At 70.4% G+C, this 26,915-nt stretch carries 21 protein-coding genes; 12 read left to right on the forward strand and 9 right to left on the reverse strand.

Annotated elements, in window-relative coordinates; translation table 11 throughout:
- Window positions 1-97: 97 nt before the first annotated feature.
- The gene (locus tag LDL48_RS33065; protein ID WP_225259064.1) at window positions 98-907 is read left to right on the forward strand and encodes an aminoglycoside phosphotransferase/kinase family protein; all 810 of its coding nucleotides are present in this window, start codon (window positions 98-100) and stop codon (window positions 905-907) included.
- A gap of 155 nt (window positions 908-1,062) precedes the next feature.
- On the opposite strand, the gene LDL48_RS33070 is transcribed toward LDL48_RS33065, so the two are convergent.
- Window positions 1,063-1,923 carry a TIGR04222 domain-containing membrane protein gene (locus tag LDL48_RS33070; protein WP_225259065.1) on the reverse strand — a complete coding sequence of 287 codons (861 nt, stop codon included), beginning with the start codon at window positions 1,921-1,923 and terminating at the stop codon, window positions 1,063-1,065.
- Window positions 1,924-2,235: 312 nt separating this feature from the next.
- Between LDL48_RS33070 and LDL48_RS33075 the strand changes: the two genes are divergently transcribed.
- Together LDL48_RS33075 and LDL48_RS33080 are read left to right on the forward strand one after the other, a co-directional pair.
- Window positions 2,236-2,655: a hypothetical protein gene (locus LDL48_RS33075; protein WP_225259066.1), complete on the forward strand. Its 420-nt coding sequence runs from the start codon at window positions 2,236-2,238 to the stop codon at window positions 2,653-2,655.
- A gap of 212 nt (window positions 2,656-2,867) precedes the next feature.
- The gene (locus LDL48_RS33080) at window positions 2,868-3,731 is read left to right on the forward strand and encodes an alpha/beta fold hydrolase (RefSeq protein WP_225259067.1); all 864 of its coding nucleotides are present in this window, start codon (window positions 2,868-2,870) and stop codon (window positions 3,729-3,731) included.
- A 419-nt stretch (window positions 3,732-4,150) separates the two neighbouring features.
- Here the strand turns inward: LDL48_RS33080 and LDL48_RS33085 are convergent, their stop codons facing one another.
- The 3 genes from LDL48_RS33085 to LDL48_RS33095 all read right to left on the reverse strand — a co-directional run bounded on the left by LDL48_RS33085 (window position 4,151) and on the right by LDL48_RS33095 (window position 10,312).
- Window positions 4,151-4,507 carry a DUF7674 family protein gene (locus LDL48_RS33085; RefSeq protein ID WP_225259068.1) on the reverse strand — a complete coding sequence of 119 codons (357 nt, stop codon included), beginning with the start codon at window positions 4,505-4,507 and terminating at the stop codon, window positions 4,151-4,153.
- Complete coding sequence (locus LDL48_RS33090) at window positions 4,507-8,694, reverse strand: polymorphic toxin-type HINT domain-containing protein (RefSeq protein WP_225259069.1); 4,188 nt, start codon at window positions 8,692-8,694, stop codon at window positions 4,507-4,509. Before LDL48_RS33090 ends, LDL48_RS33085 begins: the two co-directional genes overlap by 1 nt.
- Before the next feature lie 760 nt (window positions 8,695-9,454).
- A complete protein-coding gene (locus LDL48_RS33095) occupies window positions 9,455-10,312 on the reverse strand; it encodes an SDR family oxidoreductase (RefSeq protein WP_225259070.1) in 858 nt (285 codons plus the stop codon).
- 255 nt (window positions 10,313-10,567) lie between these two features.
- Between LDL48_RS33095 and LDL48_RS33100 the strand changes: the two genes are divergently transcribed.
- Entirely contained in the window at window positions 10,568-11,248 is a 681-nt protein-coding gene (locus LDL48_RS33100) for a hypothetical protein (protein ID WP_225259071.1), read from the forward strand.
- Window positions 11,249-11,468: 220 nt separating this feature from the next.
- On the opposite strand, the gene LDL48_RS33105 is transcribed toward LDL48_RS33100, so the two are convergent.
- The gene (locus tag LDL48_RS33105) at window positions 11,469-11,864 is read right to left on the reverse strand and encodes a winged helix-turn-helix transcriptional regulator (RefSeq protein ID WP_225259072.1); all 396 of its coding nucleotides are present in this window, start codon (window positions 11,862-11,864) and stop codon (window positions 11,469-11,471) included.
- 123 nt (window positions 11,865-11,987) lie between these two features.
- Here LDL48_RS33105 and LDL48_RS33110 point away from each other — a divergent pair, with 123 nt between their 5' ends.
- From LDL48_RS33110 to LDL48_RS33120, 3 genes are all read left to right on the forward strand, one after another.
- Window positions 11,988-12,815: an enoyl-CoA hydratase/isomerase family protein gene (locus LDL48_RS33110; protein ID WP_225259073.1), complete on the forward strand. Its 828-nt coding sequence runs from the start codon at window positions 11,988-11,990 to the stop codon at window positions 12,813-12,815.
- 500 nt (window positions 12,816-13,315) lie between these two features.
- Window positions 13,316-13,768, forward strand: a complete 453-nt coding sequence (locus LDL48_RS33115; RefSeq protein WP_225259074.1) for a hypothetical protein — start codon at window positions 13,316-13,318, stop codon at window positions 13,766-13,768.
- Between the two features lie 458 nt (window positions 13,769-14,226).
- Complete coding sequence (locus LDL48_RS33120) at window positions 14,227-14,547, forward strand: hypothetical protein (protein ID WP_225259075.1); 321 nt, start codon at window positions 14,227-14,229, stop codon at window positions 14,545-14,547.
- A gap of 430 nt (window positions 14,548-14,977) precedes the next feature.
- Here LDL48_RS33120 and LDL48_RS33125 read toward each other — a convergent pair whose 3' ends face one another.
- A complete protein-coding gene (locus LDL48_RS33125; protein ID WP_225259076.1) occupies window positions 14,978-16,627 on the reverse strand; it encodes an alpha/beta fold hydrolase in 1,650 nt (549 codons plus the stop codon).
- Window positions 16,628-16,748: 121 nt separating this feature from the next.
- Here LDL48_RS33125 and LDL48_RS33130 point away from each other — a divergent pair, with 121 nt between their 5' ends.
- The gene (locus LDL48_RS33130) at window positions 16,749-18,017 is read left to right on the forward strand and encodes a sensor histidine kinase (RefSeq protein WP_225259077.1); all 1,269 of its coding nucleotides are present in this window, start codon (window positions 16,749-16,751) and stop codon (window positions 18,015-18,017) included.
- A complete protein-coding gene (locus LDL48_RS33135) occupies window positions 18,014-18,676 on the forward strand; it encodes a response regulator (protein ID WP_225259078.1) in 663 nt (220 codons plus the stop codon). The genes LDL48_RS33130 and LDL48_RS33135 overlap by 4 nt, the downstream gene beginning before the upstream one ends.
- A 1,198-nt stretch (window positions 18,677-19,874) precedes the next feature.
- On the opposite strand, the gene LDL48_RS33140 is transcribed toward LDL48_RS33135, so the two are convergent.
- Entirely contained in the window at window positions 19,875-21,089 is a 1,215-nt protein-coding gene (locus tag LDL48_RS33140) for an MFS transporter (protein WP_225259079.1), read from the reverse strand.
- 41 nt (window positions 21,090-21,130) lie between these two features.
- The gene (locus LDL48_RS33145) at window positions 21,131-21,697 is read right to left on the reverse strand and encodes a winged helix-turn-helix domain-containing protein (protein ID WP_225259080.1); all 567 of its coding nucleotides are present in this window, start codon (window positions 21,695-21,697) and stop codon (window positions 21,131-21,133) included.
- Here LDL48_RS33145 and LDL48_RS33150 point away from each other — a divergent pair.
- Window positions 21,641-22,570: a Tn3 family transposase gene (locus tag LDL48_RS33150; RefSeq protein ID WP_225259081.1), complete on the forward strand. Its 930-nt coding sequence runs from the start codon at window positions 21,641-21,643 to the stop codon at window positions 22,568-22,570. The two genes, LDL48_RS33145 and LDL48_RS33150, sit on opposite strands and share 57 nt — an antisense overlap.
- A 429-nt stretch (window positions 22,571-22,999) precedes the next feature.
- Here the strand turns inward: LDL48_RS33150 and LDL48_RS33155 are convergent, their stop codons facing one another.
- Entirely contained in the window at window positions 23,000-23,980 is a 981-nt protein-coding gene (locus tag LDL48_RS33155) for a helix-turn-helix transcriptional regulator (RefSeq protein ID WP_225259082.1), read from the reverse strand.
- Window positions 23,981-24,041: 61 nt separating this feature from the next.
- On the opposite strand from LDL48_RS33155, the gene LDL48_RS33160 reads away from it, so the two are divergent.
- Together LDL48_RS33160 and LDL48_RS33165 are read left to right on the forward strand one after the other, a co-directional pair.
- Entirely contained in the window at window positions 24,042-25,154 is a 1,113-nt protein-coding gene (locus LDL48_RS33160) for an epoxide hydrolase family protein (protein ID WP_225259083.1), read from the forward strand.
- A gap of 12 nt (window positions 25,155-25,166) precedes the next feature.
- Window positions 25,167-26,249, forward strand: coding sequence for a winged helix DNA-binding domain-containing protein (locus LDL48_RS33165; RefSeq protein WP_225259084.1), 1,083 nt, complete (start codon window positions 25,167-25,169; stop codon window positions 26,247-26,249).
- Window positions 26,250-26,915 lie beyond the last annotated feature (666 nt).

Raw genomic sequence — 26,915 nt, forward strand, 5'->3', positions numbered from 1 at the left:
GATCCAACAACTCGAAGCGCTGGGCCTACAGGTCACCCTCACCCCCGCCGCCGCCTGAACACCTCTCCACCACCCGGGCCACCCCGGGCCATCACCCATGCCCCCACTCAAGTTGGTTTCCGGTCAGCAACTCGGTACCTGGGGCTCCGGTACGCACGTCGCGGATGCCGTTCTGCTCGACGGAGTGGTGCGGAAGACGGCCGGGCCTTGGACGCCCGCGGTGTTCGCCTTGCTCAGGCACCTTGAGCAGGTTGGTTTCGCGGGAGCGCCGCGTGTGGTCGGCGACGGGTACAGCTTTGTCCCGGGATCGTCTCCGCATCCGCGCGCCTGGTCCGACGAGGCCGTGGGCGCGGTAGGGACGCTGCTGCGTGGCCTGCACGATGCCACCGCGACGTTCACGCCGCCCGCCGATGCCGTGTGGCAGCCGAACTGGCTGCGCCAGCTGGGCGGCGACGACATCGTGATCGGGCACTGCGATCCCGGGCCGTGGAACATCGTCGGCGAACACGGACGGCCTGACGCACTCATCGACTGGGAGTTCGCCGGCCCGGTGGATCGCCTGTGGGAACTCGCCGAGACGGTGTGGCTGAACGCTCAGCTCGTCGACGACGACGTCGCAGAGATGCAGGGCCTGCCCGACGCGCTCACCAGAGCTCGGCACGCTCGCGCCATCGTCGACGGGTACGGCCTGCCCCGGACCGCGCGAGCCGAACTCGTCGATCGACTCGCCGACGTGGCAATCCACAACGCCCGCCACGAGGCGGTCACCCAGGACATAACCATCGACAGCACGGCGGCGATTACCGACACCGGCTACCCGATCCTGTGGGCCATCACCTGGCGAGCGCGAAGCGCCTCGTGGATCGCCCGGAACCGCAACACGATCCGCAGGGTGATGCTCGAATAGGTGCTCCTCGGCGTGCCGGCCCGTGACGGTGGCGGCATCGTCCACACGGTCGTCCCCAGCCGTAGTCGTCGCGCAGTTCCCACCGGCGCACCATGGCCGGCCCGGCGGCGAGAGCCGGCCGGCGTGGCCTCGATCCGGGCGTCTGACTGCGATGGTCAGACCTTGGGATCACCACTCACGTTGAGGGAAGAGGCGTGATCGGACGGTTCCGTGAAGTGCCACCAATCGGCGCTCATGAACGTTCTGTTCTTGGAGAACGGCAGTTTCGGGAGTTCGCCGGAGAAGGCGCCCGCGTGCTCGGCGAAGGCGGCATCCATCCGCCACAGTTCCGATTCACCGTTGGCGGCCACCCGCCGGGACCATGATGCAGAGTCGCTCAGCCCGGCCCGCTCCCGGAGCAGGGCGGCGTTTCCGGCCCGGGTCACCACGGGAAGGTCGACCACCAGGTACGTGCCGATCGCCAGGAAGACTCCCAGGCCGAGCAGTCCCAAGGCCTGTAACGATCGAGCCGGCTCGGAGAAGTGCGGCAGGGTGAGCCCGAAGGCCGTTAGGCACCACAGGGCTACCACCCAGCCGGGCATGCCGTACCAGCGCATCCGCTTCTGCTGCCGTGCCGACAGGACCCAGCCCCGGCGGACAAGCCGGGCACCGACCATCTCCGCCGCGGCCGCCACCTCGGTGTCGTGCAACAGGTCATCGATGCTGCGCGGTCCGCGCGCAGCGGTCAGCACCGCGGCGTAGAGGGCCGAAGTGCCCTCCGGCAGCGCGGTACCGGGGACGGCGACGATGCCACGGCTGTCGGCGCGGACCAGTCTGCGCCGGCGCAGCGCCGCCAGCGCCGTGTAGACGACGAGCCGGTGGCCGCCGCCCAGATAGGCCAGTTCCAGCGGCCGCGCCGGTGTGTCGCGGCCCGTGCCGCGCCGAACCCGCCAGCGCACGCAGGCGACCACAGCGAGCGCAACGAGTGCCAGCCCCAGATGCATGAGCAAGATCCACGTAGCGGGAACGCTCGTCATGGCCCCCAGGGTCGCAAGCCACCGCAACCGCACGCACCGGTTCCGGAGCCGGTGAGGCCAAGGCGCACCTCGGCCCGGGCGTCTACCACCGGAACAACGAGGCCGCCGCGTCACGTGGGACAAACCCGGTGCGAAGATCATGGCATTGTCGACGCCGACACCTGGCGTCGTTCCGCACGGCGGACATGCGGGCGACGTCGTGACAGGAGGCGGAGGACTTCATGAACCGGTACCGCCTGTTGCGGGAAGGCCACGCCGGCCACGGCATCATCCGGGCGGGCGAAGGACCCATCAGCGCTTCGGTGACGACCCGTGAGTAGCACCTACACCTACAAGTTCCTGCGGGCGTCGTGGGGCGTACGCATCGTCCTGACGGCCGAGGCCCGCGGCGGCGCGCCGGATCCCGATGCGGTGGCGGTGGCGGACGGCCTCTACCTGCTCGACGCCACCGAGTCCCGCGAGCTGACGCCGGAGCAGTTGGCCATGCTCGGCCGGGGTCTCGGTCTCGTGGCCTCGGAGGTGCTCGCCGGGGCATCCGAGCGGCCGGTCACGGTGGTCGTCCGGGTGGTCGAGCACAACGTCATCGACTACCAGGACGAGGGGATGGCCGCGGCCGTCCTCGGCTGGGCGATCGCCGAGTTCGGCCTGGCGCCACGGGAGATCCCGGTGATCTTCGACAAGTCCGCGGGCCGGTACGCCTTCGATTTCGACGCGGTCCACCCGTCCGGCTGAACCGCAGCGCGGATGCCAAGTCTGCTCGTCCCCCGTACTCGCGGGCGTTGCACCGAGCCGTACGGGCTGCATCGGCGACGTCCGCCCAGGCATCCGCATACCCCGGCAGCGGCGGCCGCCGACGGCGTCCGGGTCAGCCTCGATCAGCTCGTGATGACGGACGCCGGCTACGAATCATTCGTCGGCGTAGGACAGCTGACATAATCGGCGGCGTGCGGAGATCCTCCCTGGTCGACGGTTTCCAGTTGGCGTACGAGCGGCATGGCGGTGGCCCTTCCGTACTCCTGCTGCACGGTTGGCCGGGAGACCACACCGACTACCGGGCCGTCGTCCCGCTGCTGTCCACCGCGGCCGACATCGTCGTACCGGACCTGCGGGGGTTCGGCAGTTCCGACAAGCACCCAGCCGATCCGGCCGCGCAGTACGGCGCGGACGCACAGGCGCGCAGTGTCATCGGGCTCATCGAGGAATTGGGCCTGCACCGGCCCGTGCTGGCCGGGTACGACATCGGCAGCCGGATCGCGCAGACCGTGGCACAGCACCGCAGCGACCTCGTCAGCGCGCTCGTCGTGTCGCCGCCGCTGCCAGGCATCGGTGACAGGATCCTGACGCCGCAGGCACAGGCCGAGTTCTGGTATCAGCCGTTTCACGCGCTCGGGCTCGCCGAGCGCCTCATCGACGGCCGTTCCGATGCGGTGCGCGACTACCTGCGCCATTTCTGGACCCACTGGTCCGGTCCGGCATTCGACATGACCGAGGAGCACCTGGATCACCTCGTCAGCGGGTACGCGGACCCAGGCTCCTTCACCGCCTCCATCGGCTGGTACCGCGCCGGCGCCGGCGCCGTGGCACGCTCGATCGCCGAGCGACCGCCGCCGGCCGACAACCGGATCACGACGCCCACCACGGTGCTTTGGCCGGAGCACGACCCGCTCTTTCCCCGTACGTGGTCCGACCGGCTCGATGACTACTTCACCGATGTCCGGCTTCGCCACCTCGACGGCGTCGGGCACTTCACGCCCCTGGAGAGTCCCGACGAGTTCGCCGCCGCGATCCTCAGCGCGCTGCCCACCTGATCTCTCCCGAGCAACGTGCAGGCATGCTCAACTGCCGACGTGAGTGCGCACGACCGTCGAATCAGCAGCTGCCCAACCACATTTCGCAGCCAAGAGGGCGGCCTCAGCGCCAAATACAGTGCGAACCAGCCCGATCGACGGCGCGCGAACGCGACGCTCGCGGTCAACATGGCGAGAGTGCCCTCGACGCGCATCTGGAAGCCCTCGGCCCCGTCCTCGTACGCGGTCGCCTTCAGCCAGCCGCCACCCGCGGCGGTTCGGACATGGACCGTCTTGGCGGACGCCGGCGCGGACAAGGGCCACGAGGTGGGGTGCGTTGACCGCGCGCGCCCGAGGCCGGCCATCTGCCTTCGGCCCGCTGAGCGTGTCCGGCATGCCCTGAGCCGGGGGCCGTCCGCCGGGCGGCGGACGGCCCCGGCTCAGCCGGCGGGCCTGACCCGGTCGAAGATGGTACGCAGCCCGGGTGGGAGGGAATCGACGATCCCGTGCCCCGGCTCCGCGGGGAACGGCAGGTTCTCCAAAAAGGACACCTCGACGATGCCCCGGAGGTAGGCGTCCCCGCCGTCGTACGCGCGATCGAGGACGTCCAGGAACGTGCGCCAGTCGAGCGGCGCCTCCGGCCGCAGGAACGCGTCCACGACGGCCTGGGTGAGGTCCCAGAAGAGCACGTGCGGCAGAACTGCGCCGCCGTTCTCCGCGAGATGCTCGGCGTGGATCGGGCGCAGCGGCCCGAACCGGTCGACGAGCTCCCTTACCAGGACCTCACCCGTATCCATCAGCAGTCGTCCAGCCCCGGGTAGTTGGCCGCACCGCGGTACGAACCGTTGAGCGCGTCGTCGATCGAGCTGATCAGCCCCTGCGCGACCCGCCGGTCCGCCTCGCTGGCGTTCGGGTTGTTGGCCAGCCAATTGCGCAGCCCGCTGCGGTACTGCGTCGTGCTGTTCACGTGGTTGCGCCCCTCCACCGGACCACCGCCGGACACCTCACTGCTGGCCGCGGACATCGCGGTGCCGTCACCGACCAGGTTGGGGTTGCCGACGCCCTTGTACAGCGCCCGGATGAAGTTCTGCAGCCGCTGGTCGGAGACCGTGGGCGGCGTCGCCGGACCGTCGTTGTGCACGAGGAGCGGCTTGTCCCCCGCCATCACATGGTAGGTGGGCAGGCCGTCGACGGTGAGGTTGTATGCCCGGAGGGTCTCCGTCCGCGTGGTCACCGCGGTGACGAGGGCCCGCTCCCCGCTGAGCGTCTGCACGGCGGTGCCGCGGCCGAGTGACCGGGCGGGCTGCCACCTCTGCGAGGCCGGCACCCAGAACGGGTGGTCCGCGGTGGCCGTGACGACCGCCGGCGGGGTGGCCGGCTTGCCGTCGTCGTCGACGCTGATGTCGACGAGCTGTTTGACGCCCACGGTGCTGACCGTCGCGACCACCACCTTGGCCGCGGTGCGGCGCTGGTACGGGTCGGCCGCCGCCACCGAGTCCCCGGCGCGGATCTCCTCGATCTTCTTCGTCCGGCCGTCGGCGAGCAGCACGCGCGTGCCCCGGACGAAGCTGTTGGGCCTCCGGACCCGGCAGGCCTTGCCGAGCTGCTCGACGATCTGCTGGATGTTGCGGAACTTGTCGGAGTTCTTCCAAGCCTTGAGACCCGTCGCCGCCCACCCGATCACCGGGATCGCCGAGCCCAGCGACAGCAGGCCACCGGCCCAGTCGCCGCGGCCGAACGACACCGCGGCGTCGATCGCGTCGCAGACCTCACCGGCGCCGGGGATCAGCCCGCACGCCATCAGCGTGAACTGCAGCATGTCGAGCAGCAGGTCGCCGTTCTCCTTGGCGAACTGCTTGAGGTCACCCAGCATGGCGCAGCCGGTGGTGCTCGCGTTCGCCGGCGCGGCGCACTTCGCGGGGTTGATCAGCGCGTCGGCGAAGTCCTTGAAGACGGTCAGGCACTCCTTGGACACGTTGGACGCGTCCAGCGACAGACAGCCCCATGTCTTGTGGTTGTCCGCCGCGGTGCCCTGCCCACCCGGGCCGCTGCCCGGTGCGGTACTCCGCCGGTCCCTCTCCGCCTGCTCCAGCCGCTGGGCGTAGATGATGGTCGCTTCCTTGGCGGCCTGGGCCGCCGCGGCGGCGTCGGCCCCGGCCGCCTGGGCGGACGCGCGGGCGCTCTGCTTGGCCCGGTGTGCCGCCGCGGCGTCCGCCTGGGCCCGGCTGGCCGCCGCGGTGGCGGTGGCGGCCGAGCGGGCTGCCTGGTCGGCGCTCGCCTTGGCCCGGTTCGCCGCGTTCCGCGCGACAGCGGCGGACTCCGCAGCCGCGTCGGCGGACTTCCTCGCCGCCTCCGCGGAAGCCGCGGCCGCGTTGGCGTGCGCGACCGCCTGCTGAGCGGCCCGGTCGGCGCGAGCCTTCGCGGCGTCCGCCTCGGCGGCGTACCCGCGGGCCCGCTGTGCCGCCGACACGGCCCGGTCGGCGTCCTCGAGCGCGGTCTGCGCGTACTTCTGCGCCTCGGCGATCAACTTGGTCACCGTGGAGACGTGCGCCGCCTGCTCCAGGTCCCGCTGCTGAGCCTGGAACCGGGACGTCGTCAGGAAGTACGACAGGTACGACGCCGGTCCGGCGAGCGCCACCTTCGCGGCGGCGTCCACCTCCGGCCCGCTGTCCGCGCCGTCCACGATCCGGTAGACCTCGAGCCGCTCGTCGGCGGCCCGGGCGGGGTACTGGCCGGTGCGCAGGAACTGGTGCAACTCCTGCGGGGTACCGGCAAGCGCCCGGTTCGCGGCCGCGGTCAGGTTCGGACCTGCGCCCTGCAGCAGCGCGTACGCCTGCTGCCGGTCGCGCACCAGCTTCCCCGAGTAGTTGCGGGTCCGCAGGAACGTCTCGACCGCCGCGTCGTCGCCCTCCAGCGCGGTCCGCGCGGCGGTTTTCTCGGCACCGTCCGGCAGGATGTCGATCAGCCGCCACACCCGCGCCCGGTCGTCCTGCCCGGATGCCACCCGGCGTCCCTCGGCGAGCCACACCCGCAGTTCGGCCTCGTCGCCCGCCAGCGCCGCCTGAGCGGCCTGCTTGGTCCACTCGCCGCCGATCTGCACGAGCGACGCCGCGGCGCGGCGGCCGCGGTCCCGTACCACGTCGGCCGGCGCGCCGGCCGCGGTCGCCTCGGCAAGAAGCGTCCGGGTGGCCGGGTCGATGCGGTCCTGCTCGGCGGTGTCCCACAGCAGCGACCGGTTCCATGCGGCCGGCTCACCGCCGACGGCAAGCTGCGCGTTCTCCGCCTCGAGTGCCGCCTGCGCGGTCTGGATGCCCTGCTCGGTCCACTCGGCGAGCCGGGCCCGGTCCTCCTCGCGGGCCAGTGCCTCCAGCTCGACGGCCTGGTTCGCGGCCTGCACCGCCACGTTCGCGGCATTCACCGCGGCCTGCGCGTGCTTGTACGACTCCTCCGCCGACAGCTGCGCCCGCTCGGCGGCCTCCGCGGCCGCGATCGCCTGCGTTACCGCGTTCTCCGCGTGCTGCGCCGCCTGCTGGGCGAACTGGAACGCCTCCGCGGAGGCCTCCGCCGCCTGCCGGGCCAGCGCCTCGGCCCGGTCCGCCGCCCGGTCCGCGGTCCGCGCCGCGGCCCGGGCCTGCGCCGCCGCGGCCCGCGCCCGCTGCGCCTGGTGCGCCGACACCCCGGACTGACGGCTCGCCGTGTCGGCCGCGACGCCCGCGGCGTCCGCGTTGGCGCTCGCCCGCTGGGCTGCCGCCGACGCGGCCTGCGCCTGGGCCAGGGCCCGGTCCCGCTCGGCGCGGACCTGTTCCAGCTCCTTGGCGCGCGCGGCGGCGTCTCGTGCCGCCTCCGCCGCCTCGCGCGCCGCCCGGGCGTCACCGGCGTTCAACCGGGCCGCCGCGGCCGCCTTCTGCGCGCGCGTCGCCGCCTGCGCCGTCAGCGCCGCTGCCGTGGTGGCCTTCCGGGCCGCGTCCGCCGCCACCCGAGCCGCCCGCATCGCGGCGTTGGACGCGGCCACCGCCTCCCGGGCCGCGGCCGCGGCCCCCTCCGCGGCATCCGCCGCCCGGCCGGCTGCGGCCGACGCCTTCCGCGCGTCGTTCCCGGCCTCCCGGGCCTCCTTCTCCGCCGCGAGCGCGGACCGCTTGGCCTCCTCGGCCGCGTTCGCGGCGCGGGTCGAGGACTCCTCCGCGGCCAGCGCCTCCCGCGAGGTGGTCTCGCCCGCCTGCCTGGCCTGCTCGGTCAGACTCCGGATCGACGCCAGCTCCGCGTCCCGCGCACGGGCGACAAACTGCCCCCAGCGCAGGAACTCGCGCAGGTCCTCCGCGGACCCGCTGAGAGCCTGCGCCGCCGCCGTGTTCAGCACCGGACCGCTGTTGCCGGGCCCACCGGTCAGCATCCGGGTGGCGGCCAGCCGATCGTCGGAGTGCTCCGCGGACTCCCGGCCGCCACCGAGGAACCGGTCGATGTCCTCCGCGGTGCCGTCGAGCGCCCTCTGCGCCGCGGCCCGTACGGTCGGACCGCCGGACTCGAGCAGGTGATAGACCCGCAGCCGCTCGTCGGCGTCCCAGGGCGCCTGCCATCCGGTGCGGGCGAACGCCTGCATCTGGGCCCGCGGCTTCTCCAGCGCGGCCAGCGCGGCGGCCCGCGTCGACGGGCCGTCCAGGCCGGCGAGCACCTGCACCGCCGCCCGCTCGTCCGCCTCCCGGGCGACGTGGTATCCGGACTCGTAATAGGTTTGCACGTCGGCGTCGGAGCCGACCAGGGCTGCCTCCGCTGCCCGCCGGACCGCCGGACCGCCCTCGATGAGATCGACCGCGGCGACGTCGCGCATCTCCGCGAGTGGGATGTCGTCCTCGGCCGCCTGCGCCGGAACCGTCGCGGCCAGCTGCAACGCGAGCGCCGCGACGAGAGCGGCGGCGAGGCCGCGGCCCCGGCCACGACGTCCCCGGCCGGACCGCCTGATTTTCGACACGATGGATGGCACAGCCATCAACAAACCCCCCGTGGGTCGGCGACAGGCCGGCTCGCCGGCCGATCTGGAATGGCGTAACGCGGTCGGTCCACGGCCGCGCACCGCGACGGCGCGCGGTGGACCGTGGCGGAGCGGCGAGGCGGATGCCCCGAAGGCGGATGTCAGACCGGTGTGGCGGACGACGGGCTCGACCCGGTCGACGGCGCTCTGACCGTCATCGATCCCCGTTCGACGATGACAAGGAGCGTAACGACCGCACTCGATGGCCGCTACCCCGTCCCCTCGTCGCAGCGCCGGGCGCTCCCCGGCGGTTGCGATCGCTCCCCGCCCGATCGTCACCATGCCCGGAGGAACTGGCGCGCCGTCGCGACACCGCCGCCTGGGCGCTCGCGTGCTGATGGGCCTCGGCGGGTGGTGGCTTGAGCCACTCCCGCGCAGCGGTGATCAGCAGGCGCATGCCACATGGGAGTCACACCAAACACTGCGGTGGACAGCCGCGAGCGAGCGATCTCACCGGTCACCTCGACCGATCCTGGCCGGCTGCGGTCGTACAACCAGCAAATAGGGAGGCGATGAAACGGCGTGCTATGGCATCCGGACCAGGCCGACCACCAAGCGGACGCCACTGCGGCGTGAGGTCATCATCCGCCGGCCGAGACTCCTGCGCGGTGTTCATGCATGCCAGGGTGAGAAGTGCCCGGAGGTCGGTTTCCGCGTGCCGCCCCACCTCCGCCGACCTGCGGAGAACCCTGGCACTCCCACTGAACTTCGTCAGGGGTCATGAGGGGGCGGCGAAGTTGTCCGCGTGGTCATGGACCCATTGCGCGTAGGAACGGGCCGGATGACCGGTGATGTCTTGGACGTCGCTGGAAACTCGTTCCGGTTCGCGCACGAGGCTGGCCCAATACGCAAGGGCCTGCTCGGCAAAGAACTCGCCCGCCGACTCAGTCAACTCGGCGCGGGCCTGCTCGGGCGATTGGCGCTGCACTCGCAGCGTGCGGCCCAGCACCTCACCGATGATCCGCACCTGATCTTGCTGGGTGAGCACCTCTGGGCCCGTGGCAACGTAGGCTCGGCCGGCGTGCGTACTGTCCAGCAGCGCCTGCACGACCATGTCGGCGAGGTCGTGTTCGTGCACCAAGGACCGTGCCGCATCGGGATACGGCATGTCTACGACCGCGCCGTTGCGGATTTGCTCGGCCCACTCCAGCGTGTTGGTCGCGAATCCTCCACCTCGCACGAACGTCGAGGTGACCGGCGCATTCTGGAGAATTGCTTCGACTTCTGCCCATACACCCGGCATAGGACCACTCTCGCCGCGTTGCAGCCGGGCGGCCGACAGGTAGACCACGTGAGGGACGTGGTTCGCCAACGCGTCGATCACCTGCGCGGCGCCGCCTGCGGAATAGCCGGGCCACAGCAAAAATGCCGCATCCGCTCCGGCCGCGGCCTTGGCGATGGTGTCGGGCCGGGACATGTCGCCCTCCACCAGATCTACTGCGGGCGGCAAGCGCGCCTTCTGTGGCGAACGGACGAAGGCGCGGACGCGGGCACCGCGATCGAGGAGACCGGCAACAACGAGACGGCCGACGGTGCCCGTAGCACCGGTTACCAGGATGGTGGGTTCTGCGGACATCGATCGTGTGCCCTTTCTGCCGGTGAGACCTCGCAAAGCCTGACACTTCAACCGGAGTTGAGGTCAAGAGATCAATATGCGGACCGTCGGACGGATAAGGACGTCACGGACAGAACCAAACCTGCGACCAAGAGCCGCAAGATGAGATGCACTTGCCAGACGGACGGTATCTGAAAGCAGTGACCCCGTAGGCCAGCCTGTAAGGCTGCTCAGGAGGCGTGCATGGCGAGTGACGGGTGTCCGGACCGCGTCCGGATGTTCTTCTCGACCGGCTATGTTGCCCGGGTGGATATCCAGGTTCTGGAGGGCGCGCTGCTCGAGGTGCCTACCACCGGCGTCACGGGCATGGACCGCCGTGCTTTCGGGGAGTTCGTCGGGCCGCGGGGGGAACTGGCTTCATACGCGTTCGGCTGGACCACCGGTTCAGACCCGCGCGTCGCCCGGCTGTCGATCGGGATCGGTGCCGGGAATCCTGGCGGTGGCACCTTCCATGCCGTCATCTTCCGCAATGACGACGGGCATGCCTTCTCGCTCACCGACGAGCCGTTTGAGCGCGTACCCCAGGGCGGCCCGGACCTGACCGCGGACCAGGCGCGCGCCCATGAAGATCTGCCGTTCGTCTGGTGGGTCACCGACAACGTCATGCAGTACGACCGACGGTCCTGGTGGATGCGTCACTGGATGGTGGAGACCACTTGCATCCAGACCCTTGAGGTCTCTGAGGGCCGTGAGCCTGTCCTGCTGGTCAGTCATGATGCCGACGACGGCATGTGGCAGCTCATCGGCACCTCCGACGCAGACAGCAGCACCGCCAAGCTCAGGCATCTGCATCACGCCGTGGACGAAGACCACAGCCTGATCGACGTCCTTGGCCTCACACCAGGGCGCAGCGCGGTCCGAGCCGGCCCTGGAAAGCCGTGGACCGGCCACGTGTAGCGCCGCGACGCATCCCTGCATCCCCTGGTGCGTCGATTTCGGGATGGTCTCCTGATTGGCTGCATCGGTGCACTCGCATCGCCGCTGCCGGTGCCCGCTGGCCCATCACCCCCTTGTCACAGCATCGATCACCGGCCGCCCGGTCATGCGGATGTGAGTGCGTGCAATCCGGTCGCAGAGAAGGCCCGCTGTCTTCGGTTTCATCGAGGTCGATTCGGAGTCAGCTCCGCACGCGCCGGTCGTAGGCGCGCTGGCGGGCCTGAATCTCGGACGCGTTGGCGACCGTCCAGTCGTAGAGATGGCCGAACGGCTCACGCAGGGACTCGCCCAGCACGGTCAACGAGTACTCGACGCCGACCGGCGACGTCGGCAGCACACGACGCTCGACCATCCCGTTGCGTTCGAGACGGCGCAGAGTCTGCGTCAGGACGCGCTGGGTCACACCCTCGAGACGGCGCTTGATCTCGTTGAACCGGCGTGGCTCGGCCAGGACCGCCATCGCCATCATCGACCACTTGTCGGCGATCTGATCGAGGATCGGCCGGCTCGAACAGTCGGACCGGAACCCGAGGTCCTGCTCGGCGATGGCCCGATAAACGGGGGCAGACGCTGCCACAACGGTATCCTCCATGATCCCTGGGATGCTCAAAGTGCGTTATTGACCCAGCTCAGAGCGGGTTCCATCGTAGGTATACATCAGGAACCAAGATCCTGGCGAATACCGCGGAGGAACGAACCTATGAGTCACGACGCGTACCAGACCTTGAGGGTCAGCCGGAAGGACGGAGTCGCCCGCGTCACGATCGACAACCCACCGATCAACCTCCTCAGCGTCGCCGTCATGACCGAGCTGCGACACCTGCTCACCGCCCTGTCCGGCGACGACTCCGTACGCGTGATCGTGTTCGACAGCGCCGACCCGGACTTCTTCCTGGCCCACGTCGACATGACCGCCACTCCCGAAGCCCTCGCCGGGCTGATGGCGGGCCTGCCGGACGGCGTGAACGTCTTCCAGGCCGTCGGAGAGCAGTTGCGCCACCAGCCGCAGGTCACCGTCGTCAAGCTCGCCGGCAAGGCCCGTGGCGGCGGAGCCGAGTTCGTCGCCGCGGCCGACCTCGCGTTCGCCGCGATCGGCCCGGCCGGCCTCGGCCAGATCGAAGCTCTCATGGGCATCGTCCCCGGCGGCGGCGCCACGCAGTACCTCACTGAGCGCATCGGCCGCAACCGTGCCCTAGAAGTCATACTCGGCGCCGAACTGTTCGACGCCGAGACCGCCGAGCGGTACGGCTGGGTCAACCGCGCCGTCCCCGCCGGCGAACTGGACGAATTCGTCGACCGCCTCGCCGGCGACATCGCCGCGCTGCCCGACGGCGTAGTCGCGGCGGCCAAGCACGCAATCGTCCCCCACGACCACGCCGAAGGCCTGGCCCGAGAGAACGACGCGTGGGCCGGACTCGTCTTCCGCCCCGGCACCACGCAGCGCATGCGCACGGGGCTGGCACACGGCGCGCAGACCCGCGACGGCGAACAGGACCTCGAAGGCCTCTTCCGCGGCCTCGCCGTGTAGCACCCCGTCACCGGCCGCGCTCCCGCCGTTGCTACCTCAGAAGATCCAGAAGCGCCAAGACCTCCAGAAGCGGCGGTACGACGACTGCCGGACTCGCCGGCCGCTTGATCCCGTGAGCACACCTGGCACCCCTCTGTGTCAGGGGTGGTGAGGAGCTGTGTTCCAGGCTGTGGTTCGGCGGGTCCGGGAAGTGACTTCTCCGAAGTATCGGCCTTGGGGTTCGGGTCGGCCGCGCTGGATTGCAGAGTCGCCCCCGCTTGTCCTCCCGGGCCCGTCCCTACGGCTTTGGCGTCGGCGACCATCCGTCGGTAGACGATGTCGGACAAGCGTCGCTTCAGAGCGCGCATGGCTTCCATCGGGGTCTTGCCGGCGGCGAATTTACTCCGCCGAGCGTGCGCGGCGGCTGGCGGAGCGCCGTCACGCGATGTGAGGTCGTGGAAACCTCCATGGCACATCCTTAAGATTCCCGGATGCCGCCTTGCACGGACGTATATGTCTGGGTGCCTCATCGCGACCCGAATCTTCTCGGCCGCTTCATCGAACGCTACGTCAACCGGGAGAACCCGGGCGATGAGCGGTTCGCTGCCTTCAGCCGTGCCTACGTCGACAACGCTGCGAGCGACAACGATCGAGCGGCTTTGGCTGACCTCGGACGCGGCGACGCACTGGGCGATGGTTTCTCGTTGTACGTGAACGCGCGTGAGCACTACGGAGCAATCCTGACGATTACTCGCGAGGGGGCTGCAGTGCTCGGTCTCAGCATCGACGATCCGGACGGCTCCCCGCGTGTCCAGGCGCAAGCCCGCGCCTTGATCGACCAGCTCTGCGCTGAGTTCTCATCTCCGGCCGGATGCGCGGGAGTGGAGTTGGCTCCTCCTCAATCCCGGCAGGAATGGGAGGACGATGGGTTGGTGCAGATTCGCGTAGGTGAGCTGCCCAGGGAGGCGCCGTAGGACGTCCTGATCTACATGATCAGTGGGGTGCGACATCGACGACGGCCACAGCTCACCGTCGTCCCAGGGCCGGCGCGGATCGCTGGACAGCGTGTCGAGCAGCAGCGGCCACAAACCCGAGCGCGGATGCTCGGCCCGTAGTAGCGGCCACAGCCCGGCAGGTGCCGGGTCGTCGCTCACCCACATCGCTGGTTTGTCGTCGCCGCCTTCGTCACCGTGGACCAAGCGCCCCGCGGGCATCGATACCGACAGCACGCAACCGGCAGCGGACAGGCCGGACACCAACTGGGCCAGCTCAGGGCAGGAGTAGTCGGGCTGCGCCATGATTCTGCCGGGCGGGTCCACCCACCAAGACTGGACGCACGGTAGCCGCTGAGCATGCCTCCCAACCGCAGACCGGGGCACTCTTCGTGGACTCATGATCGATCTGCTGCGGGGGAACTCGCTAGGCTGCTGAGGTGAACGACGCAGCAGAGCGAGCCGTGCGAATCCGGCTCTTGACAGAGGCGGCGCGGACGATGCTCGCCGCCGGCGCCGACCCGGACGAGACAGCCAGGGAACTGCTGCGGCGCACCGATTCCCCGATCTCGGCGATCAAGGCCATTGCCGACGGTGCCGGTCTGAGCTTGGCTGACGCCAAGTGGGTCGTACACCGAAACTTGGCCCCCAGAACTCGCGAAGCCGCAGAGGAACTATGGAGTGAGCTGATCGACGCTGTCGCGCGGGCCGGTCAGAGAACCCACGAGCCGGAACCAATGAGAAGCGATAGTTCCGGATGATTAAGCGTCCGCGGCTGGCGAGAGGTCCATGGGGGCATCTCGCCCCGTAGCGCCGGTGGTCGTCCAGTACCAGGGATCACGATGCCTCGCACTGCGGCGCCGACTGGAGGAAGCGCTACGCCGGGCGGCAATGTTGCGATCTCCGCCAGACCTAGGGCATCGGGTATACCGGAGATCTCGACTGATGCGGCGCCGCCGCCCAGTCTGCCCGGAGCTGAGGACACGGTGCAGGCCGCGGGGCAGCGTGGCCGTGTGTTCTGATCGGGGTTGACGCCGACGATCCGGGCCGGCGGCTCGGCGCGGGCCGGGCAGCAACGCCAGTGATCCGGTGCCGCAGCCCACGTCGGCGATCACGTCGGCGGGACGCGGCGCGACGTGCATGGCGGTCAGCGACCGCCACACACGTTCGCGCGTCAGCGCCACCTCGTGGTCATAGAAGCGGGTCGGAGCCAAACGGCCCAGGGACGGGGTGAACGAGCTCATGCCCGGGTCTCGCCCGTAGATCCTCCCCGGTCTTGAACAAAGCGCTCGCGCCGATCCGCTCGGCGGGCGCCTGCACACCGGCGCAGCCCCCGTCGATCCGGCCGGTGTCGAAGTAGGACACCACGTCGGCGGCGCACTCGGGCACCTGCAGCACCGAGCCGTGGATGTCGTCGTCGACGGTGTAGACCTTGCCGCCCACGGTGGCACGCATCTGCGGCGTCCATTCGTACGGGGAGGGGGTCTCGTAGCGGTGTCCGGACAGCACCAGGTTGCTCTCGCCGCGACGGAGGTGAACCGGCTGCGCCGGCAGCGGCCAGCCAGCGCACCCGGCGGAGAAGCCGTTGGTCCGGCCGGTCATCGGGTTGTCCGCGAGGCGCCGCTGATAGACGGCCCAGGCCGCGTCGAAGCCGAGCCGGCTGGTGTCCTCGTTGCAGAACGCGGCGTGGTTCATCGTGCGGTTGCTCTGCTCGGGCAGATCGGCCGGGGGCTCGGAGGGCGGACCGGACGGCGGCTCGCCGATGACCTCCTTGACGGTGGGCGGCGCGGTGGGTCCGGTGGCGTCTCGCAGCTCCTCGAGCACCTGGGTGGCCAGCGGCCAGACCGGGGCGGGCTGGCTCGCGGCCACGGCGATGAACTCGCCGTCGAGCGGGATGGGCAGGTCGGTGAACCGGCGCGGGTGGGCGTCGAAGTCGGCCCGCAGCGCGATGATCGCCGCACTGACCTGCGCCGGCGTCCGGCCCAGGTCGTACTCGTCGTGGCGGTCGGCGATCCACTCCGTCATCCGCCGCGCGTTGCGCTCCGCCGCCGCCGCCCGGCCGTCCGCGAAGTCGACCAGGTTGAAGCGCGGGATGGCGACGCTGTCCAGGAACATCCGGCCCGCCTGGGCCGGGTGCAGGTCGCGGTAGACCACGCCGAGCCAGGTGCCCCAGGACACGCCGAGGAAGCTCAGCGTCCGCTCGCCCAGCGCCGCTCGGATCCGGTCGAGGTCATGGGCCACGTTCTCGGTGTTCAGGGCGCCGAGGAAGGCGGGGTCGGACCGGCCGCAGGCGAGGTTGGCGCGGACCTCGCTGTCGTACCGCCGCCGCGCCGCCTCCTCGGTGACCGGGCCGACCGGGTCCTCGTCCGGCTCGCCCTGCGGCGGCGGGCAGTCCATCGACGTGCTGTAGCCGACCCCGCGCGGGTCGAACCCGATCAGGTCGTAGCGCTGATCGATGCCGTCCGCGCTGCCCATGGTCAGCAGCTGCACGGGCATCAGGTAGCCGCTGCCGCCCGGGCCGCCGGGGTTGAGCGCGAGGCTGCCCAGGCGGTGGCGCTGGTCCAGGGCCTTGATCCGGGTCAGGGCGACGGTGATCTGCCGGCCGCGCGGCCGGGCGTGGTCGAGAGGGACGCTGATCGTGCCGCACTCCAGGCGGGCCAGGTTGGCCCGGAAACGATCGAGCAGCTCCGGCGGGGCCATGGCCTGCAACGCCGCGTCCGAGTAGGACGGACAGGACGTCCAGGCGACCGAGGTCCTTGGCGCCGCTGTTGCGGGCGCCGTCACGCCGAAGCCGCCGACGATCACCGCCAGCCCGATGCTGAGTATTCGTCGTTGAGTCATGTCCGGCATCCTGTGGCTCGCCCCGCGCTACGCGCGTCTGTCTCGAGAGGTACCCGGGTCGCGCGGCATACGTCTCGAGAGTGATTCGCCGAGGCCGGCCGGCCCGTACGCTCACGGGGTCATGGACGCACATCTGACCTCTTGGATGCGGCGACCGGCGGTGCAGGACGCGACGCTGGCGGCCGGTCTGCTGCTGCTCGCGATCGTGGTGATGGAGCACGACGAGACGCTGAGCGAGCTGTTCGTGCGCGACGGCCTGTGGTGGACCGGCACGGTGCTCGCGGTCACCGGGGTCGCGCTGCGCCGATCGCGGCCGGTGCCGATGCTGGTCCTGTGCTGCGCCGCCGCGGTGCTGCATCTAGCCGGGTTCATGCCGCTGACGCTCGTCGACCTGAGCGTGCCGATCCTGCTCTACACGGTCGCCGTCCGGTACGGCTGGGTCCGTTCCCTGGTGGCGTTGTCAGCCCTGCTGGTGCTCGCGCTGGGGTCGAGCGCCTTCGCCGTCACCAAGGTCTCGGCGGGTCCGCCGACGGTGACCGAGCCGCCGCGGCCGCCCCGGGCTCGTCCCGCCCCGGGGCTCGACCCCGGTCCGGCCCCGGCCCCGGACGCGGCCGGCTTCACCGTGGAGTCGGCCTGGGCGATCTCGTGGGACGACCTGCCAGGGCTGTCGCTGACGCTGGTCGCCGCCTGGGCGATCGGGTCGGGCCTGCGCAGTCGCCGCGCCCACCAGGCCGAGCTGCGGGCCCGGGAGAGCCAGCGGGCAGTGCTGGCGGTGGCCGCCGAGCGCGCCCGGATCAGCCGCGAGCTGCACGACGTCGTCGCCCACGGCCTGTCCGTGATGGTGGTGCAGGCCCAGGGCGGCGCGGCCGCGCTCGACAACCGGCCCGCCGACACCCGGACTGCGCTGAACGCGATCGTCAAGACCGGTCGTGACTCGCTGGCCGACATGCGGCGGGTGCTCGGCGCCGTCGGCGAGGTCGACGACGCGTGGCATCCGCAGCCGGGGTTGCACGGGCTGCCCGCGCTGGTCGCCCAGGTGCGCGAGGCCGGCACGCCGGTGCGGCTGCGCATTGACGGCGACGCCGTCCCGCTGCCGTCCACGGTCGACCTCACGGCCTATCGCATCGTGCAGGAGGCGCTCACCAACACGATGAAGCACGCCGGCCGCGGCGCGAGGGTGGAGGTCGTCGTCGCCTACGTGAAGGGAGCGTTGCATCTGGAGATCGGCGACGAGGGGCGCGGCAGCGGGCTCGGCGATGGGCTCGGCCACGGGCTGCGCGGCATGGGTGAGCGGGTACGGCTGCTGGGTGGCCGGCTCGACGCGGGGCCCCGGCCCGGGGGTGGCTTCCGGGTGCGGGCCGAACTGCCCATCGGGGTGAGGCCAGAATGATCGGTGTCCTGCTGGCCGACGATCAGGCGCTGGTGCGCACCGGCTTCCGGATGATCCTGGAGAACGCGCCGGACATGCGGGTGGTCGGCGAGGCCGGCGACGGCTCCGAGGCGGCCCGGATCGCGCTCGAGCACTGTCCCGACGTGGTGCTGATGGACGTACGGATGCCCGAGGTCGACGGCGTCGAGGCGACCCGGCAGATCTGCGCGGGCGACCCCGCCGGCCGCATCCGCGTGCTCATGCTGACCACGTTCGACCTCGACGAGTACGTCTACGCCGCGCTGCACGCCGGAGCAAGCGGGTTCCTGCTCAAGGACACCCTCGCCCCGGACCTGCTGTCGGCGATCCGGGTGGTGGCGCGGGGCGAGTCGGTCGTGGCGCCGAGCACCACCCGCCGGCTGCTGGACCGCTTCCTCGCCGCGGGTCCCCGGCCGGACATCTCGGCCACGCCGGTCGACGCGCTGACCGACCGCGAGCGCGAGGTGCTCGGCCTGGTCGCCCGCGGCCTGTCCAACGGCGAGATCGCCGGCCGGCTCTACCTCTCGGAGGGCACCGTCAAGACGCACGTGAGCCGGGTGCTGACCAAGCTTGGCCTGCGCGACCGGGTGCAGGCCGTGGTCTACGCGTACGAGTGCGGTCTGGTCCGGGCCGGCTCCTAGTAAGGGCTTTGTCACCCTTGGGGTGGCTGATGTGGTCCGCGGCGAGTAATTGGATCCATCAGCGCTGGAGCAGTTGTCAAGAGTCGTGGATCGGGCCGCCTTCAGCCTGCCTCGTGTTGGAGTAGCTCGAGTGCGTCGATGGCGTTGAGGCTGGCATCGAGGGCTGGTGCACGGTGTGGTCCGTTCACGAGCAGGAGCTTCTGGGTGTGTGGGTGGCCGCGTCGTAGAGGTCGTCTTGGCCGTCGTCGCCGGGGACGGCGTTGGGTTAACCTCGATAAGGTATGGCGGGGAGCCGCTGAACAGCCCAAACACCAGAAGACGCTGTCAAACGAAGCTGTTGAACGCCGTCCGGCACCACCGGCCGCCGCCCGTGACAACCCAAACTGTTCCCCGGCCGACCGCCGTTTCGGGGAGCAGCGACGCAGCGGATCCCCCGTGATACCGGATTTCACCGTGACCGTGCTCCCCCGGTCCGCCACCTACACCGGTGACCAGGAAAACACTCTCGTCCCCTACAAGCCGGTGCTCCCCGCCCGAGTCCCGCCCGCCGACTCCAGACGACTGCGCCTCAAGGGAGCATCCAAGGAGCACAGAACCGTCCCCGTGAAGTCGAATCGACCGGTCTTACTACGTCACCGCTCCCCCGCCGGCATACCCGTTCGTTAACTCAACCATGTCGCCGGAGCCTTTCGCCTTGACGAGACCGCGTTACTTCAAGCGCTGGACAAGCTGACGGCGATTCGCAACGGGTCGCGACCTTCGCCCTGGGGTTCCTGTTGAGGCAGCCGGATCGAATCAGGCACGCAGATGCCGATGTGATCCGCCTCGCATCATCCGTCCTGAAGCCGGCGGTGACGCCAGTCGCGTACCCCTTGAACAGGTGCGCGTCCTCCGTAAAGGCACCTGCAGCTCCAGCGCACATCGGGCTGGCCGAATGTTCACTGGCCGAAATGGCGCGAGGCGAACCAGTCTCTATGGGTCCTGCACCAAATTTCCAACGCAACGTCGTAACGACGGATTCACTCGCCGCGGGTGGTGTGCGTCCAGTGGAGACGGTCCGCGTCCGGGCCGCTCTGTCGGTGCCGGACCGTCACCAGCCGCTGCCGGCCGTCACGAGCGGCGCAACGCCAATCCGCCCTCGACGCCGCGGACGCCATGGCTGGAGCCGTGCCCTTCCGCCACCGGCCGCCGCCGTCCGTCACGAGCTGTTACCGGCCGTTGCGAGCTCCCGCGCGTTGTCGCGAGATCCCGGGAGCCGTCGCGGCAGGAGCAGAAGGGCCAGTACGGCGGCCAGCGCATAGGTGGCCGCTTGGACCTCGAGCAGGGGCAGCGTGCCCGTGATGCCCTGCAGCAGGCCGGCCATGAGCAGGCCCACGGCCTGTCCGCCCGCCTGCACCAGACCGAACGCCGCGAAGGTGCGACCGCGCCGGTCGTCGGCCGAGGAGCGCTGCAGCAGGCTGGTCAGGCCGGCGCCGAGGAGCACGCCGGGCGCGCCGACGATGGCGAAGAGGATCCCGTACGCGATCACGGCGTGCGTGGCGAAGGACAGATTCCACGACAGGGCGGTGATCGCGGCGAAGCCGACGGCTCCGAGGATCGTCAGGCGCACCACGTCGAGACGGGCGCCGAGCACGCCCAGCAGGGCGCCGGCCGCGATCGCGCCGATGGCCTGGACTCCGCGCAGCAGACCGACGTCCGCCTCGGAGCCGTTGATGACGTCGGTGACGAAGAAGACGAACAGCACCACGAACAAGCCCTGGGCGACGGCGGCGACGAACGCGACCGTGAGCGGCGCGCGGGTCGCCGGGTCGACCAGCGCGCGGAGGACCCGGCCGGGCCGGGCCGGCGCCCGTCCGGCTCGATCGCGGGGCAGGGTCGCGACCAGCGCCGCGGCGATCAGGTACGTCGCGACGTCGACGAGCGCGACCCCGCTCAGCCCGACCACCGCGAGGAGCACGCCGCCGAGCGGGCCGCCCACGATGCGTCCGAGATCGTTGTTCAGCCCGACCAGCGCGTTGGCCGACATCGCGCGTTCGGGTCCGACGAGTGCGGGCAGCAGGGCGTTCTTCGCGGGCTCGAAGAAGGTGGCGAACGTGGCTTGGGCGACGATGACGCCGAAGAGCAGCGGCAGGTCGGAGCGATCGCGCACCACGAGCAGCGGCAGCAGCGACACGGCCTGGGCCAGCGTCGCGGCGACCATGACCGTACGGCGTGGCAGCCGGTCGACGAGGCGGCCGGCGAGCGGGGCGAGGAGGACGGGCGGGGCCAGGGCGAGCATGAAGGCCATCGAGGTGCCGAGGGGCGACCCGGTGAGCCGCAGGACGACGAGCGGCAGCGCGATGAACATGAGCCAGTCGCCGGCGTCGGAGACCATCCCGGCGATCCACAGGCGGCGGAAGGCCGGCACGGCCATGGCGGACGCCGGACGACTCCGGTCGGCCGGGCCCGGCGCGGTCACGTCCGCCGCCCGAAACCCGGACGAGGGAGGGCCATGAGCGAGAGGTGCACGTGCTCGGCGTCGGCGGGGGCGTCCTCGCGGGTGGGGTGCAGATAGGGGCGGACCACCGCATCGATGCGCTGCAGCACGTCGGCCAGCTCATCGGGCGACAGCGCGAGGCCGTAGGAGGCGTGCGGCTCCAGCTCTCGCCAGTGCCGCGGGAACTCGGCGCGACGACGCAGGTATTCGCGGGCCAGGTGGTGGTCGAGTTCGATCGCGGCCGCCAGCACCGCGGTCGCCCCGGCCGCGCCCTCGCCGGTGTTGTCGACCGTGAACCCGGTGAGGGTGGTGCGCCACGGTCGCGACCGCCCGTCACCGGAGTCGTCCGGCTCGACCAGCCCGTGCGCGGCGAGCACCCGCAGGTGATAGCTGCAGTTCGACGGGGTGTCCCCGACGGCACGCGCACAGGCGGAGGCAGTGGCGGGGCCGGCCGACATCAGATAGCCGAGGACGTCGAGGCGGACCGGATGCGCCAGCGCGTCGAGGACAGCGGGATCGGCAAAGCTGGGACGACGCTCCGGCACGGCAACTCTCCCTCGATCCGAAAGGCTCTTTCAGATCTTAGACACGTCCAGGAAAAACCTGCAAGGCTCTTTCAGGTCGCTCGGTTCACCACCGCTGGCCCAGTTGTGGGGTGGTGGGCTGGTCGCCGCGGTCGACGGGATGCGGACCGCGGACGCCCGGAGTACCTCACCCGCAAGCAGGGCGTGACCTGGCTGAACGTAATCTCCGACCAGGCGGTCGGGCTGACTGGCAAGGTGCTGTCCGGCACCCCACGCGACACCCCCAACGTCATCGACCGTGTCTACAACCCCGACGGCGGCTCGCGGCCGGAGGTGCTGATCACCGATGCCGGTTCGTACTCCGACGTGGTGTTCGGCATCGTCACCTTGCTCGGCTTCGACTACCGACCGGTGCTCGCCGACCTGCCGGACACCAAGCTGTGGCGTAATGACGGCCGGCTCACCGACCTCGGCGAGGCGATCGCGTACTTCGGGCGCATTTTCAAGACGCTGCACGTGCTGACCTTCGCCGGCGACCCCAGCTACCGCCGGCACCTCAAGGGCATGCGCAACCTGCAAGAGCAACGCCACGGCTCAGGCCGGCACGTCTTCCACGGCCGCAAGGGCGAGCTGTACCAGGCGTACGCCGGGATGGAGGGCCAGCTCGGCGCGCTCGGTCTGGTCCTGAACTGCATCACCTTGTGGAACACCCTGTTGGAGCACGCGTTGGACGCGCTACAGGCTCACGGATACCCGGTCTTGGACGCCGACGCCGCCCGCCTGTCGGCGTACCAGTACAAACACATCAACGTGCACGGCCACTATTCCTTCGCCTTGCCCGGCCTGGGCGACGGCCGCCGGCCGCTGCGCGGCCCCGACGCCGTCGAGGAGTAGCCGGGACCACGTCCGCCACCTCGACCAATGTGGGCTGAACGCGCCGACCGGGAACCGGTGCCGGCCGGCGCGTCGAGGGTGCCGGTTGCAGCCCAGGCCGGGGGTTGTACCGGCGGCCGACCCACCGTCACGGGTTGCGATGGCTCGCCGCCGGTTGCCGCTCTGTCGGAGGGCTCCCATGAGTTCGGCGTGGAACAGGGTCGCGACCGTTGACCCAGCACCACAAATTCTTGATTTCGGTGTCCTGTGCCGGATATGGGTCAGCCGCGCCTCGTTGAGCGCGGCTGATGGATGTGAGTGCGCGAGCCCCTCCCGATCGGGGCCGACTATTCGCGTTTGAGGACTCGTAGTCAGTGAGTCCTCGGGTCAGATCTCGGCGGGGAGGCGCTCCCGCACATCATCTCTGTTCGTTCTCGGGGGCCGGTTCAATCAGCCTGCCCGAGTGCTGCGGGTGTAACGGGCGGCCAGCGCGCGGAGATGGTCGACCAGTTCCACCGGTTCGGTGACCGTGAAGTCGGCGTCGAGGAGACTCAGGTGCACCGCCAGTGTCTCGATGGAGTCCGCACCGGTGTGGAACACGCACGACTGGCCGTCGTCGCCGGGTTCGACGGAGCCGGCCGCCGGGTTGATACGGGCCGCGATGTCGGCCGCCGGGGCGTGGACGATGACGGCGGCCCGGTACCGCCAGGCAGCCGCGGAGGCGCCGCGGGAGACGTGCGCGGCCACGTCGTCGGTGGGCAGCGGGCGTGGGGTGAACCGGGGGTTGTTAGGCGTCCGCAGGCTGATCCGGTCGACGCGGAAGGTACGCCAGTCGCAGCGGCACAGGTCGTAGGCGAACAGGTACCAGCGGCGGCCCCAGTTGACCAGCCGGTACGGTTCCACCTCGCGCCGGGAGGCCGCCGCGCCATGGGACTGGTAGTCGAAGCGGATGCCCTCGTGGTCGCGGCAGGCGGCGGCCAGCGTCGACAGTACGGCGGGGTCGACGACCGGGCCGGCCGTGTCCGGGCGCACGGACTCGGTGACCGTCCGCAGGGCGGCGGCCCGGCGGCGGAGCCGGGGTGGCAGCACCCGTTCGAGCTTGGTGAGGGCGCGAAGCGCGGTCTCCTCCACGCCGCCCGGTGAGCTGCCGATCGACCCCGACGCGGCGGCCTTGAGCGCGACGGTGACTACGACCGCCTCGTCGTCGTCGAGCAACAGCGGAGGCATGTCGGCGCCGGCGCCAAGCCGGTAGCCGCCGACCGCCCCGCGCAGCCCCTCGATGGGGTACCCGAGGGTGCGCAGGCGTTCGATGTCGGCCCGGATCGTGCGCCCGCTCACCTCGAGGCGCGCGGCCAGCTCGGTGCCCGTCCAGTCTCGGGGGCTCTGCAATAGTGACAACAGGCGCAACAGGCGCGCGGACGTCTCCAACATGGTTCCAGAATCCCACCTTATTAGGAACGTTGTTCTCCTAATAAGGTGAGATCGTTTCGGCATGACAGAGATCCGGGAATTCACCATCGACATCCCGCAGGCCGACCTCGACGACCTCGCCGACCGCCTGGCGCGAGCCCGCTTCACCGACGAGCTGCCCGACGCAGGTGAGGACTACGGCGTGTCACTGGAGCGGGTCCGGTCGCTGGTGCAGCGGTGGCGCGACGGGTACGACTGGCGTTCCTGGGAGCGGAAGCTGAACGCCTTCCCGCAGTTCACGACGACGATCGATGGGCAGAACGTGCACTTCCTGCACGTTCGCTCGCCGGAGCTCGACGCGACGCCGCTGATCCTCACGCACAGCTGGCCGGGCTCGGTGCTCGACTTCATCGACGTGATCGGGCCGCTGAGCAACCCGCGGGCGCACGGCGGCGACCCGGCCGACGCGTTCCATCTGGTGATCCCGTCGATCCCTGGGTTCGCCTTCTCCGGCCGCACCGCAGAGAAGGGCTGGAACCGCTACCGGATCGCCCGGGCGTGGGCGGAGCTCATGCGCCACCTCGGCTACGAGCGGTACGGCGTCCACGGCAACGACGCAGGCGCGCTCATCTCACCGGAGGTCGGCCGGGTCGACCCGCAGCACGTGGCCGGCGTCCACGTGACGCAGGTGTTCTCGTTCCCGTCGGGCGACCCGGCCGAGTTGCAGGGAATGTCCGAAGAGGACCAAAGCCGGGTTCAGTTCCTGCAGTGGTGGAACGACAACGGCGGCGCGCACGACAAGATGCAGTCGCTCGCGCCGCAGACGATCGCGCACGCACTGGCCGATTCGCCGGTGGCCCAGTTGGCGTGGAGCGCGCAGCTGATCGGGTCGCTCGACCCGGACATCGTGCTCACGAACGTGAGCATTTACTGGTTCACCAGCACAGCCGGGTCGGCCGCGCGGCTGTACTTCGAGGACCGGCACGCGTCCGACAAGCCGGAGGGGCCGACGACGGTCCCGTTGGGGCTGGCCAACTTCAAGTACGACTTCCAGTCGATCCGCGCGCTCGGCGAACGCGACCACGCGAACATCGTCTCGTGGCGGTACTACGACGAGGGTAGCCACTACTCCGCGCACGACGCGCCAGCCACGCTGGTCGCCGACATGCGTGAGTTCTTCCGCAACAACCAGTAGAAGGAGACGCCGATGAGCGTGCTCGATCACCGGGCGCTGAACCGGGCCACGTTGGCGCGGCAGTTCCTGCTGCGGCGGACCGGGCTGCCGCCACTGGAGGTGACCGAGCACCTCGTCGGCCTCCAGGCACAGACGCCGCACACCTGGTACGTAGGTCTGTGGGCGCGTGTCGCCGGGTGCCGGCCCGCCGACGTGGCCGATCTGCTCACCTCCCGCCAGGCGGTGCGGATGGCGTTGATGCGTTCGACGATCCACTTCGTCAGCGCGGCCGACGCGGTGGCCCTGCGCCCGCTCGTGCAGCCCGCACTCGACCGGGACCTGTTCCGCAACAGCACCCACGGGCGCTGGACGCGCGAGCTCGACACCGACGCGGTGGTAGCGGCCGGCCGCGAGATCCTGGCGGAGCGGCCGCGCACCCCGGCGGAGCTCGGCGAGGCGCTGCTGGAGCGTTGGCCCGACAACGATCCCGCGGCGCTCGCGTACATGGTGCGCAACCTTCTGCCGGTGGTGCAGATCCCGCCGCGGGGAGTGTGGAAACGCAGCGGCCGCACGACGCACGCGCCGCTGGACGAATGGGTCGATGCACCGGCGCGGACCGCGTCGCTGGAGACGCTGGTGCTGCGGTACCTGGCCGCGTACGGACCGGCGACGGTCCAGGACATCCAGATGTGGTGCGGGCTGACGAAGCTGAGCGAGATCGCCGAGAGGCTCCGGCTGGTCGAGTTCGCCGGCGGGTACCTCGACCTGCCCGACGCGCCGCGTCCCGATCCGGACACGCCGGCACCCGTGCGGTTCCTGTACGACTTCGACAACCTGCTGCTCTCCCACAAGGACCGCAGCCGATTCGTCACCGACGAGTTCCGCACCAAGGCGGTGACGCCGCACGGGCCGGTACCGCACCCCGTGCTCGTCGACGGTGTCACCGCGGCGGCGTGGACGGTCGAGAAGAACCACGGCGAGGCCACGCTGGTCGTACGGACGTTCCTGCCACTGTCCGCCGCCGACCGGGACGCCGCGACGGCGGAAGGGCTCGACCTGCTCGCATTCCTCGAACCCGACGCGGCGCACTGCGTCAGGTTTGACGCGGTGCCATGACGTCCTCCACCAGCGATCCGCCGGTCTGGTCCGCGGTTGCCGAAGGGCAGTACAGCGATTAGCGCTGACAATGACCTTGTTGTTGGGGCCTCACGTAAACGACCGTTTCCGATAGACACGGCTCGGGTCGGTCGCCGTCGACGACGCGGCGGCGCAGCCGTCGCGCCGCCGACGATGGAATCCGGCTGTCTTGGGTCGTCGCTGAGGCACCGAGGTTCCTTCAACTCATCGAGAATGATTGGCGTGTCCCGGCCGAGTTACGTCGTAACCTCGTGCACACGCGGGCGGCGGAGCGCCTCCCGCCAGCGTGGACGGCGCGTTCGGGATGTCGACGTCGATTCGCACGCTAAGGAACCCGGTCGGTTCCGATGCGGGCAGCTGACGCGGCATGGATGGATTGTGGTCGCATTGTGGATTCGTAGCAGCCAATCATCGCGACGAGTCCCCCATCGCCGCCTATGCCAACTCCGTCAGAGCGCGATATATCCGGTCGGGACCTGCGCAAGATCCGGCCACTACGTCTTCGTAGTGGTTGACATAAGCCCACTGACTAGCACAAGCACCCAGATAACGCTGGTCAGACCGAAGCTGTTGGACGCCGTTCGACAGCGTCGGGCGCCACCCGTGACCACCCCAACCGCTTCCCAGCCGACCGCCGGTTTCGGG

Source organism: Jidongwangia harbinensis, assembly GCF_020216025.1.
Lineage (GTDB): Bacteria > Actinomycetota > Actinomycetes > Mycobacteriales > Micromonosporaceae > Actinoplanes > Actinoplanes harbinensis.